Raw genomic sequence first — 11,000 nt, 5'->3', positions numbered from 1 at the left:
GCCCTTCACTGAGTGACAGGCATGAATGGCATGGCGGGGCCTGATGGGCCAGCGGCGTTCCAGACTCCATGGCGTTCCTGATGACATGGCTCTCTCTCGTGCCAGATGTCGTCGTGTTTCCGATGTTCTGCCGGCAGCGTCACCCGCTGTGCGCAAGCGACCTGCTGCGGACTGGAAGTCCGCGCTCCGGGGCGCTGTGCCTCGGCGGGGCTGCATTCCGCGACGCACGCCCTTCACTGAGTGACAGGCATGAATGGCATGGCGGGGCCTGATGGGCCAGCGGCGTTCCTGATGCAATGGCGTTCCTGATGACATGGCTCTCTCTCGTGCCAGATGTCGTCGTGTTTCCGATGTTCTGCCGGCAGCGTCACCCGCTGCGCGCAGGCGACCTGCTGCGGACTGGAAGTCCGCGCTCCGGGGTGCTTTGCCTCGGCGGGGCTGTTTGTTTGGGGGGAATGATGTCGGCGAGGCAGCGCACTGGCGGACGCGTGTGCTTGGCATGGATGGCTGCAACTTCTGCAATGCGGCTAATGAAAGCACCGGGCTGGGCGTTCCATGGGCATGAGTCCTGACCGCGTGATGCTTGCCCTGCTGTTTGTACTGGTGCCGTGCCTGGTGATGAAATGGAGCGACGAACCGCCCTCGGCTTTTGTGGGTATTCTCGCCCGGCTTCGGCATGAGTGTGATCCGATGAACCCGGATGCAGACTACACCTGGGCACAGAGCACCAGGCCGACGGAGCGGAATCGCGAGGCGATCATCGCGGAGTGCCGCAGCAGCGGCAGGAAGCTGCTGCCGGAGGTGCGCCGGGCGCTGGCGCGGGAGCGGGACGATGAGCTGCGCGGCATGCTCACCCTCATCGCCGCAGCTCTGGGAGATGAAGCCGCGCTGGGGCAGGCATACCATGAGATGGTGTGGTCAGAGCATCCGGCGGTGCGCATCAGCGCCGCGCGGACGCTGCGACGGCTCAGGGACCGGCGCAGCATCGAGTGGTTTCTAACGGCGCTGCGGGACGATCACTTCGTGCTCAATGGCGCCTGCGGCATCATGCGCGAGAAGTTTTATCCCGTGCGCAGCCTCGCGCAGATCGCTTTGCAGGAGGCGATGGCCGGCGGCTCTCTGAGCAGTGCGGAAGTGGCAAGGATCCGGGAGGGCATCGATGGCAAACCGTCCTATGAATTCGAACTGACGCGCAGGCTCGAGCTGGAGGCGCTGGTGCTTGAAGCGACCAGGCTTGAAGAAATGAAGCGAAGCCGCCCTGGGCCGTGAACGCGGAACATGAAATGATGGCGGAGGGTTGACAGCGGTTCGCAAAACTCATTTCCGTTTAGCGGGCTGTTTCTTGATCGATGATCATGGGCTTCGACGGCGGCTGGTTGAGGACAACCAGCCCTACCTGCGCTGAGCTTGCGAATGCCCGGCGCGAGGTGGGGCGGCTTGTCCTCAAGCCGCCGCCGTGCGTCTCCACGCGCCGCTATCCGGAAATCCGTTTCGCAAAACGATATCAACGCTGATGGGATGCCGATGAGGCGATGATTCGAGACATTCAGAAAAGCTGGATTATGGACGGGCTTCATGTCAGTGTCCTGGACAGGCAAGCCCTGCATGAACTGACGGCGAAGGATGAGCGGGCATCCAACGAATCCAAGACACGCAACAACTTCCCCACTCCTATGAGCAAGCCCATCAAAGTCATCGCGTCTGCGCTCATTCTGTTCCTGCTGGCATTTCTCTTTTTGGTGGAGACGATCCCGCCGCGCGGCCTGACGGCAACGCGGCTGACGGTGACCAAGCGGCGCATTCTTCAGTATGGGCATCTGCACAACAAGCTGCCTCTGACGCTGGCGGAGCTGCCCGCAAGACCCGGCTACGACAATGAGACGACGGATGCGTGGCAGCGCCCTCTGGACTACCGCAGCGATGAGTCCGGGGCCGTGACGCTCCGCAGCCTGGGCGCAGACAAGCTGCCCGGTGGCGAGGGCGACAACCGGGACATGACGGGTGTCTTCATGAGCCGTGATGCGCAAAACCGCTGGCAGGAAGAACTGGCTGAATGGAAACGGGACCCGGTGCGGCCATGATGATAGGATCACATACCATGAAATTATCTCTACTATCGGCACTCCTTGGGGTGCTTTTGTCTGTGGCATGCCTGGGGCTGGAGGGCGGGCCGGATTTTTTGAGCGGCATCCCGGAGCTGCGCGAGCTTTCGCTGAAGATGTCTGAGGATGAGCTCAAGGCTCAGGTGGAGAAGCACGGGCTCTATGCCAGGAAGGAACAGCAGAAGGAGCGGGTGTCGTACTGGGTGCTCACTCCCGCAGGCGAAAATGTCATCGTGGGTTTTGCCGCTGGGAAGTGCACGGGGATTCAGAGGATGCAGCCGATTCCGAAGCAACTGATCCATGAGCAGACGGGTGCCGAGCACGGAGCATGGATGGCGCGGAGTGCCGGAAGCAAGGGGGGCACAAACGGGAGCCCGCCGTTGCCCACCCCTGCGCAACTCGCCGCAGACGAGATGAACGCGGAACTAGCCAGGCAATGCCGTGAACACTTCACGAGCTACCTTTCCGAGTGCCCTGAAAATGAGATTCGCTGCCTTTGGTTCGTGAGGGATTCAGCAAGCGTGGGGATGCGCATGCAGATCGATTTTCAGGAGTCGAAGGTTTACACCGTGCGGGAGGTCTTCAATCATGCGCTGCAGAATGGGCGGACGCGGGAGATGAGCCACTACCAGATGGTGGTAGCCAAGGAGCTGCTGCCCGGACTCCCGGCCAGCACACCGGGTGTGCCCTTTGCCGAAGGGCTGCACCTTTCATTCTGGCACGGAAAGAAGCTGCACACCGTGACCTACAGCAAGAAGGCGGTGCCGCTGATGGTGCAGCGCCTGTATGACGTGGGCGGCGGCCCTGCGGATTTCACGTATGCAAAGGAGACTCCATGAAGCTTCCAAGCACATTGACCACGCCACTCCCGCCAGGAAATCCCGCGTTTGTTTACGGGTTCCTGGTGGTCATTCTCCTGCTGTTGATCTGGGATGTTCAGTGGCAGCTTTCTTTGCCGCCGTCTTATCCCTATGATCGCTATGGCAACATTGTGGTGGTGCTCATGCTGCTGCTCAATCATCTGGCGTATCAGTTTCGCTGGCCTGCCTTGGTGATGGCTGCCCTGCGCCTTTTTTCCTGGGTTTGGATTGTCTTTGCCGTGTTTTACTTTTGTTATGGGTCGCACATGCTTTTCCCTGCGAAGTAGTCACCAGCGTGACCCCTGAAGCCCACACGACATGAAAACATCTCTCTTATCGGCAGTCCTTTTCATGCTTTTGTCTGCGGCCTGCTTTGGGCAGGAGCTCGGGATGGAGTTTTTGAGCGGCATCCCGGAGCTGCGCGAGCTGTCGCTCCAAATGTCCGAGGGCCAGCTCAAATCTCATGTGGAGAAGCACGGACTCTGCGCCAGGAAGGACCCGCAGAAGGAGCGCGTGTCCTATTGGGTGCTCACTCCCGGAGGCGAAAATGTCTATGTGGGCTTCGTGGCTGGGAAGTGCACGGGGATTCAAAGGATGCAGCGAGTTCCCAAACCGCTGATCAAGGAGCAGATAGGCGCTGCCTCATACGAGGCCTGGATGGCGAAACGGAGCGCGGAAACCAAGGGTGGGGCAAACGGGAGCCAGCCCGCGACTGATTCAAAACTCTCTGCCACTCCATGAATCCGACGCCCGAGTCTTATGCGCAGATGGTCCGAGATCTGGCCACGCTGCGTGCCTCGGTTTCAGAGGCTTTTGAAAGCAATGCGGCGGAGTTTCAGTGCAGCGCGGTGATGACGGAGGCGGAGGTGCTGGAGTTTGAGAGGGCGCATGGGGTGCGGCTGCCGGAGGAGTACAGGGCGTTTCTCATGATGGTGGGAAAAGGTGGCGCGGGGCCTGGCTATGGGGTGTTTGATCTGGGCGAGTGCGATGTGGGGTTTGATTTCCGTGCGTGGCATGAGGGGGATGGTTTCGTGGGCACCTTGCGGCTCCCCTTCCCTCACGCGGCGGCGTGGAATGATCTGGCGGGCATGCCGGAGGATGAGCTCTCTGACACGGATGCGGCGGCGTATGAGCGGCAGCGGGCGGAGTTTGAGGCGGGCTACTTTGCGCCGCTGGACGGGGCGATCCCGATCTGCCATCTGGGCTGCGCGCTGCGCCAGTGGCTCATCGTGTCCGGTCCGGAAGCGGGCCATGTGTGGGAGGACAGGCGCGCGGATTATGAAGGGCTCTCGCCGCTGCAAACGAGTGGAGTGGAGCGGGTGAGTTTTTACATGTGGTATCGCGCGTGGCTGGATGAGGAGATGGGGAAGCTGGGGAGGTAGAGGGAGGGATGTGGGTGTCTGTACTGGGAGCGCTGGTTTTTAACCGGCTCTGAGTGCCGCACCGCAGCATGAGGAAGCGCCGTGTTTTCGCAGGGCTTTGTGCGGGGTCGGTGTGGCAGGGACGCTCGCCGGAGCCGATAAAATATCGGCGCTCCCAGTACAGAGCTGCGCCCGAAGCGGCACGGTGTGGCGGGGCGTCGTCAGTGAATGCTATTCGTGTCACGTCATACCATGTCGTGGTGTGCGTGCTTTTCCTGGGCCGGCTGCTCTTCGCGCTTCTGCCTAGGGGGCCTTGACGCTGGCGGCTTCGGCTTCGCGGAAGGTTTTCACCTGGAGGGCGGCATCGAGGTTTTTGGCGCGGGTGAGTTCGTCCTGATAGGCGGTGAGGGCCTGAAGGTATTTTTCGTGCAGTGGGAGCAGGCGCTGATCGCGCTGGGTGGTGAGCTGGAGGAGGCTGCTGCGGTAGGTGGCGAGGAGGGGCTTGAGGGAGTCGGCGATGGGTGCGTCTGCGAGCGGGAGCGGGGCTTTGTCTTCGACGCGTTTTTTCTCGGTGCGCAGCGCGAGGGCGTCATCGAGCTTGCCGGACTGGGCGGTGGCTTCGAGGGCGCGATCGAGCGCGGCGGTGTATTGGGTGTCGAGCGATTGGATGGCTTCGAGGTGGGCGGGGGTGACTTCGCGCGCGATGGCGGCGGTGTAGGCTTCCTGGAGCTGGAGGATGCGTGGGTCGGTGGTTTTGCCGAGCTGGGTGGCGGCGGCTTCGGGGCTGCGGGGGAAGGTGCGCACCTGGATATTGGAGAACCAGGCCTCCTGCGAGGCGAGGCCCCAGAGGCCGCCGGTGCTGAAGGTGGTGTCGGTAAGCTGGAAGGCGGGCTTGCCATTGACGAGGACCTGGAGGTGATCGCCGAGGGTGGAGAACTCGAGATCGACATAGGCGCCGAGGACGAAGGGCTCTGGCAGCGGGAAGGCGCCGACGCGCTTGCCCTTGCCGTGCATGGAGGCGTCGATGATGCCTTCTTTCACGGTGGTCTGGCCGGGGCGGATGTAGAGGAGGAGATTGTAGTAGTCGGCGTCTTTGGGCTTGGCGGCGGTGCTGCGCCGGATGCGGAGCTGAGGGAAGCCGGTGCCCTCACGGAAATGAAAGCGTGCGCGGATGGCGCCGTCCGGGGTGGGCTGCGGGATGTAGATGCCATTGCCTGCGCGCAGGTGCAGGAGGCCGTCTACCAGCTCGGCCTGCTCTTTGGGGTAGTCCTTGAGCTCCTGCGGGGTGGCGAGGATGGTCTTCCAGCCTTCGGTGTCCTGCGCGCGGGCGCTGAGGGTGAGGAGGGCGAGAAGGAGAAGATGTTTCATGGGTGGCGGATGATCTGGATGAATGCGGTTTTCACAAGTGGGAAGTGATGAGTGTGGTATGTCGTGGTGCCGGGGAGAGGTGGCTCTGGGCGCTGCATCGGGAAGCTGATTTTTAACCGCTGATCTGACGCTGCTGGGAAGCTGATCAACGCAGGCGTAAAATCTGGTTGCTGGATTGATTATGAGCGTCATGTCAGCGGCTCATCGGCGGTTAAGATCTGAACTTTGACCACGGAATACACAGAATACACGGAACCCTGAGTTTGAATCTGATTCCGTGTATTCCGTGGTTGAACCACTCTGATGTCTGACGAGGGGCGCGTGATGCGCGGGCTGCGCTCACAGGTTCTTCGCTTTGTCTTTGCCGCTGAGGGCTTCGGTGGCGGCGATGTCGCGGACGTAGATCCAGTCGTCGTGGCCTTCCTGGCGGCCGGCCATGAGTTTTTTGTCGCTGCTCTTGAAGCAGTTGTCACGGGTGGACCAGGAGAAGCGGACGTCTTTGCGGTAAACTTTGAGCAGGGCCTTGATGTCGTCATCGGTCATCAGGGTGTCGGTGCGGTGGAAGAACTCGAGGACGGTGATGTTGTTGCGCAGGCTGGCCTGGATGATGTAGCCGTCTTTTGTCCACTCGAACTGCTCGGTGTTGGCCATGCGGGGGGAGACGGATTTGCCTTCGCCGTAGCGGGCCTTGAGCTCGGCGAGGGTCTCGCCGATGCGGGCGTGGGTGGTGGCGGTGATGGCGAGGAAGAGGCCGAGGGATGCGAGGAGGTGTTTCATGGTGTGGGGGTGCAGGATGAAGGGGGCGGAACAAAGAGGCGGCCTGCCTGAGGACTGATCCTAGGCGGAATGGCGGCTGATTTTAGCTGCCTGGCATGGGGTGTCCAGATGTATGTCCAGGGTGGCTGATGCAGTGCGTGCTAGGCATGGTGCTTAGTCTCTCATTGCCTCAGCGATGGTGTGGGCTTCACTGTGCGGGCGGGGCGGTGGAGGTGAGATCGAGGTGCAGGGGTGGGGCGGCGCTGGGGATGACGAGGTGGGGCGGGCCGGCCTGCTGCACGAGGTAATCGGAGTCTTTCAGGGCGGGGAACTTCTCGCGCTCGGCGGTGGTGACGGGGCGCAGGGTGAAGCCGGTGGGGAGCGGGGGGAAGACGAGGGCGGTGAGTTCCTGCGGGGTCTTGCCGGGCATGGTGTGGTGCAGCTCGTTCAGCTTCACGACGTGGGCGATGGCGGCCTTGCCTTCCTGGGTGAGGCGCTCTTCGTGCTGCTGCAACTGGCGGTCGGCATGCACTTTGGCGGCGAGGTAAACGAGCGCGGCGGGGACGGTGACGACGAGGAGGATGAAAAGGGAGGTCGAGCGGAAGGTCGATTTCTGCATGCGAGTGGGTGGTGGTGTGGGTGCGAGGAATGGGGCGTGAGTGCGCTGTGCGTGGCCGCCGGGTGTGGGGGATTGTAAACTGGGAACTGAAAACTGAGAATTGAAAATTGGCGGGAGCAGGGGTGAGGTCAGGACATGGGTGGCTCGCTCCCCTGCCCTGGCGGCGCATCTTTTGCGGGTGTTTGAACAAATCGGTTGAAATTCAGAAAGTGGGACCCAATCGGTTATGGTAGGCCGTGGCATGTTTCTTCGGTTACCAGTTCCTACCACATCCACACCTTCCCAGACCATGGCTCTTCCTTCTTCTGCAAAAGCCCGCTCAGGCGGGGGCGTGACACGCAGGCGTGTGAAGTCGCCGGGACAGGTGGCGGAGGGCGTGGGGGCTGCGGAGCGGGGGATGGGTGAGGAGCTGGTGGCGGCGGGTGGGGCGGGGCGGGAGGATGAGTCCTTCACGGCCTGTTCGTCTGCTGCAGCGGAGGCGAATGCTGCGGGGCTGGGGCAAGCTGGAGCTGGGGCTTCGACCACGGCTTCGGGGGTGGGCGCTGCGGGCGCGGGGGCGGGGGTTCCTGCGTGTTTGCGCCTGTGGCTGGCCCGGGCGCGGGCGCTGGGGCTGACGGAGCCGCAGGTGGTCTTTGAGCTGCATGTGCGCCAGGGGCTGCCGCTGCTGGCAGTGGCGCGGGTGCTGGGGCTGGGCGTGGAGCAGGCGCGTGAGCTGTGGCTGCAAAGCCGTGCGGCACGCGCCGCGCTGGCTCCGCAGTCGGAGCTGGACTTCACCGCGCTGCGCGAGCACATCAGCGCGGCGCTGTGGCAGACGGTGGAGGCGACCTTCCCGGATGTGATGTCGATGGCAGACGCCGACGAGGACGCCGATCCGCCCAACGCCTCGTCCCCGCCCATGCTGTCGGTGCGCCTGAAGGCGCTGGATCAGATCGCCAAGCTCTACGACATCACCCTGGAACAACGCCCCGCCGCCTTCGCCCCCCTGCCCTACGCGACGCCGGATGATATTGCGGATGATGTGAGGCTGAGGGTGCTGGAGATGCACCGGAGGGAGTGACTTGTTCTTCGCTCTACGAGTTACGAAGGACAAGGGAGGCAACAGCGAGCGAGATGGGATCTCGATGCTGGCAGCCATTGTTTTTCCGACAAAATTTTTAGCGACTTTGATTCTCGGCTTTGATTCCTTTGGTCAGAAGGTCAGCCAGTTTCTCCACGACCACTTTCAGCTCCTGACGGTGCTTTTGTTCTTCGCTTTGTGCCACCAGGGAAGAATGGTAAACTTTACAAGCCATCACCAGGTTCAATCCCAGAATCAGGACAAAGTAGGCGAGCTTCCACTTCCCGACTCCCTTCATTCCGGTCCTTTTCCCACCAAGCCTTATGTAGTTCTCCCAGCCATGACGGTTTTCAAAATAAAGCAGCTCGGTCTTGGCAAGATAGAAGCCGATCTCCCCCATGGATTGTGCGAGCATCAACCAGCGCACAAACCACATCACCGTCGCCATAGCAGGCAGGGCTATTATGAGTGAGGTGTAGGCTGTGGTCTCGGAGCTAAGCAGCCACGTCCACAAGCCAACCGAAGCTGACAGTGTGAAAGTAATGCAATTGGAAGACTCCTTGTTCAATTCGGCGATCTCTGCCGACAGACGGTTATATTCGGCGACGAGAAAGTCGTCGGAGTTGTCGGGGGCAGTCATATCAGGACGGGATGGATACATAGGTGCGGGCATGGCTGATTAGTTTATGGAGGGCTATACAACGATTACAGGCGGCCTTGGTTTTTAGCTTTATGGAATGCCAAGCCGGAACGGGCTAACCCATTCTCTTGTAGCAAGACAGCGAAGGACGAAACATACGAAGAGACAGGAGCCGAGGCGGGCAGGAATGCCCGCAATACTTCCGAAAAATGGAGCCTCAAACCTCAGGATCGTAGCCGTCTTCGGGCTCGTGGAGGATGGACTTTTCCATGGGGTGGTAGGTCTCCTGGTCCAGGGTCAGGGGATCGCGGCCGGGGGATTTTTTGAAGCCGTAGTCTTCGTAAAAATTCACTCGGTTGGCGATGGCGTTGAGCTTCACCTTTTTGCAGTCGTGATGGCGGGCGAGGGTGCAGGCAAAGCGGAGGAAGATGCCGCCGAGCTTTTTGCCATGCCAGACGGTGTCGAGCGCGACTTCATCTATGACGAGGCTTTTGCGACCGGGCTCCATGTGGACGGTGAGATAGCCGATGGCGACCGCGCCTTTGTGCATGAGGTAGGTGCGGGTGAACTGCTCTGTGGCGGAGGCTTTGACATCGTAGAGGCGGTCGCTCCAGGTGATGCGGTCCATGGAGGCGACGCCGGTGACCACAGGTGAGAGGGCGAGGCTGTCTTCATCCAACAAGGTGAGGGTGACGGGCTGCTGTGAGTGCTCGTCGCTGCTGGCTAGGCGGTTGTTGGGGATCTGCCGCATGGAGAACAGGGCGCGGTCCACTTCTGCGATCATGAGCCCCCAGAAGGTGGCGATGTGCTGGCTGCCGCGCTTGGTGACGAGCGCGTAGGACAGGATCTCGGCTGCGCCGAGGTCGAGGAGCTTGCGCCGGCAGCGGTTCATGAGGCGGCCGGTATGCACGGCGCTGTCGATGAGGAGGCAGCATTTGCCCCGGATCTCTGACTCTGCGAACTGGTGAAGAATGATCTGGTCGTGCTCCCCTTTGCCAAAGGAAGCGAAGGCGGGATTGGCGAGGCCTTTGGGCTGGAGCTGGGCGATGACGCGGATGAGGCTGGTCAGAAGCTCGACACCGGACTCGGTGACTGCACAGATAACATCCGGCGGGTGCGCCATGGCATCGAGCCGGAGAACGAGGTCGCTCAGATAGGCGTGGATGGTCTCGTCAGATAGAAAGGTGGTGGTCATGCGAGGCGCGAATCTCCAAGCGTGGTGTGAGTCACTCCAGCAGCGGGCTGTCAGCCACGCCGTGCTCCACCTGCAGCAATGGGATGCCCTTCGACACCTTCGCCGAGCTTCTGGTAGTAGTGGTCACTGCACATGACGCCATCCCGTGTGTAGTGCTTTCCGGTGATGGTCTCCTGAAGCTTCTTTCCACACACCGAGCACTTTTCGACTGGTGGCCGAAGCGCCTCGATTTTACTCGGGTCGGCAATCAAGTCTTGAAGGGTTAATGGCATGGCGATCTGAATCTGGCTTTCGAAAGAACAATTCTTAAACAATCCTAAATATCAAGCAGTATTTAACAATAGGTCACTTCTCGTCCACACAGAAAGTGTGTTCAAGATTTTTTGTCTTCAGATGCTGGGAGCAAGCGCCGAAGCGGGATTTCGCGGAGCCTGAAGATATCAAATGATGAAGAAGAAATGGAGCGGCAAGGATGGTGCCGAAACTTTTTTCGAAGGTGAAAAACATTTTCTCTTGCGGTTTGAAATCTGGGACCAAGGATTGTTAACAGACAGCCTGACGGAGTGGAGAACTCGGAGGGGGAATTCAAAATGATTTTTTGGACCTCGATTTTTCCTTTTTCTTCGCATGCCTCTGCTCCCCTCTCCTCCCTCTGCCGCTGGCTCTTCTGCGGCCCCTGGTTCCTCGCCTGCGCGGGGTTCTGCTGCTGACATCCTGGCGGCGCTGCGTGCGAAGGCGGCGCTGGTGCGCAAGCGGAAGAAGACGCCGCTGGAGGATGCGCTGGCGGCGGATGGTGGCACGCGCGCGGTGCGGCTGGTGCAGTGGGCGCGGACGCAGAAGGCGGGCTATGATGCGGGGCTTGTTCAATGGCGGGCGAACCGCCTGAAGTGGAGCCAGGAGGCGCAGGATATTTTTGACCATCGTGCACGAGCACGCCGTGAGAAGGCGGAGGTGGAGGATGCGCTGAGCATCTTTGAGATGGCGAATGATTCGGTGAACATCGTGGCTTCGCTGGCGGAGTTTGCGGCGGCGCAGGCGGAGC

The 11,000-nt window shown here is 61.0% G+C and carries 14 protein-coding genes; 8 read left to right on the top strand and 6 right to left on the bottom strand.

Annotated elements, in window-relative coordinates; translation table 11 throughout:
- Positions 1 to 561: 561 nt before the first annotated feature.
- From ACIREA_RS16865 to ACIREA_RS16840, 6 genes are all read left to right on the top strand, one after another.
- Positions 562 to 1,269, top strand: coding sequence for a hypothetical protein (locus ACIREA_RS16865; RefSeq protein WP_397383465.1), 708 nt, complete (start codon positions 562 to 564; stop codon positions 1,267 to 1,269).
- A 263-nt stretch (positions 1,270 to 1,532) separates the two neighbouring features.
- Positions 1,533 to 2,081 (top strand): type II secretion system protein GspG, encoded by a 549-nt coding sequence (locus tag ACIREA_RS16860; RefSeq protein ID WP_397383464.1) that lies wholly within the window; start codon positions 1,533 to 1,535, stop codon positions 2,079 to 2,081.
- 17 nt (positions 2,082 to 2,098) lie between these two features.
- Positions 2,099 to 2,941, top strand: a complete 843-nt coding sequence (locus ACIREA_RS16855) for a hypothetical protein (protein WP_397383463.1) — start codon at positions 2,099 to 2,101, stop codon at positions 2,939 to 2,941.
- Positions 2,938 to 3,249 carry a hypothetical protein gene (locus tag ACIREA_RS16850; RefSeq protein WP_397383462.1) on the top strand — a complete coding sequence of 104 codons (312 nt, stop codon included), beginning with the start codon at positions 2,938 to 2,940 and terminating at the stop codon, positions 3,247 to 3,249. Before ACIREA_RS16855 ends, ACIREA_RS16850 begins: the two co-directional genes overlap by 4 nt.
- Before the next feature lie 31 nt (positions 3,250 to 3,280).
- On the top strand, positions 3,281 to 3,703 hold the full coding sequence (locus ACIREA_RS16845; protein ID WP_397383461.1) for a hypothetical protein: 423 nt from the start codon (positions 3,281 to 3,283) through the stop codon (positions 3,701 to 3,703).
- The gene (locus ACIREA_RS16840; protein WP_397383460.1) at positions 3,700 to 4,344 is read left to right on the top strand and encodes an SMI1/KNR4 family protein; all 645 of its coding nucleotides are present in this window, start codon (positions 3,700 to 3,702) and stop codon (positions 4,342 to 4,344) included. The genes ACIREA_RS16845 and ACIREA_RS16840 overlap by 4 nt, the downstream gene beginning before the upstream one ends.
- Positions 4,345 to 4,626: 282 nt before the next feature.
- Here the strand turns inward: ACIREA_RS16840 and ACIREA_RS16835 are convergent, their stop codons facing one another.
- From ACIREA_RS16835 to ACIREA_RS16825, 3 genes are all read right to left on the bottom strand, one after another.
- Complete coding sequence (locus tag ACIREA_RS16835) at positions 4,627 to 5,691, bottom strand: hypothetical protein (protein ID WP_397383459.1); 1,065 nt, start codon at positions 5,689 to 5,691, stop codon at positions 4,627 to 4,629.
- Between the two features lie 339 nt (positions 5,692 to 6,030).
- Complete coding sequence (locus ACIREA_RS16830) at positions 6,031 to 6,468, bottom strand: hypothetical protein (RefSeq protein WP_397383458.1); 438 nt, start codon at positions 6,466 to 6,468, stop codon at positions 6,031 to 6,033.
- Positions 6,469 to 6,655: 187 nt separating this feature from the next.
- On the bottom strand, positions 6,656 to 7,066 hold the full coding sequence (locus ACIREA_RS16825; RefSeq protein WP_397383457.1) for a hypothetical protein: 411 nt from the start codon (positions 7,064 to 7,066) through the stop codon (positions 6,656 to 6,658).
- 331 nt (positions 7,067 to 7,397) lie between these two features.
- Here ACIREA_RS16825 and ACIREA_RS16820 point away from each other — a divergent pair, with 331 nt between their 5' ends.
- The gene (locus ACIREA_RS16820; protein WP_397383456.1) at positions 7,398 to 8,123 is read left to right on the top strand and encodes a hypothetical protein; all 726 of its coding nucleotides are present in this window, start codon (positions 7,398 to 7,400) and stop codon (positions 8,121 to 8,123) included.
- Between the two features lie 97 nt (positions 8,124 to 8,220).
- Here ACIREA_RS16820 and ACIREA_RS16815 read toward each other — a convergent pair whose 3' ends face one another.
- From ACIREA_RS16815 to ACIREA_RS16805, 3 genes are all read right to left on the bottom strand, one after another.
- Positions 8,221 to 8,763: a hypothetical protein gene (locus ACIREA_RS16815; RefSeq protein WP_397383455.1), complete on the bottom strand. Its 543-nt coding sequence runs from the start codon at positions 8,761 to 8,763 to the stop codon at positions 8,221 to 8,223.
- A gap of 217 nt (positions 8,764 to 8,980) precedes the next feature.
- On the bottom strand, positions 8,981 to 9,958 hold the full coding sequence (locus ACIREA_RS16810) for a GNAT family N-acetyltransferase (protein ID WP_397383454.1): 978 nt from the start codon (positions 9,956 to 9,958) through the stop codon (positions 8,981 to 8,983).
- A gap of 50 nt (positions 9,959 to 10,008) precedes the next feature.
- Entirely contained in the window at positions 10,009 to 10,230 is a 222-nt protein-coding gene (locus ACIREA_RS16805) for a hypothetical protein (protein WP_397383453.1), read from the bottom strand.
- Between the two features lie 355 nt (positions 10,231 to 10,585).
- Between ACIREA_RS16805 and ACIREA_RS16800 the strand changes: the two genes are divergently transcribed.
- On the top strand, positions 10,586 to 11,000 hold a 415-nt coding region (locus ACIREA_RS16800), incomplete at its 3' end, for a hypothetical protein (RefSeq protein WP_397383452.1).

Source organism: Prosthecobacter sp., assembly GCF_044373815.1.
GTDB lineage: Bacteria > Verrucomicrobiota > Verrucomicrobiia > Verrucomicrobiales > Verrucomicrobiaceae > Prosthecobacter.
The sequence above is the reverse complement of the archived record's forward strand: the minus strand, read 5'-3'. Positions and strand labels throughout refer to the sequence as shown.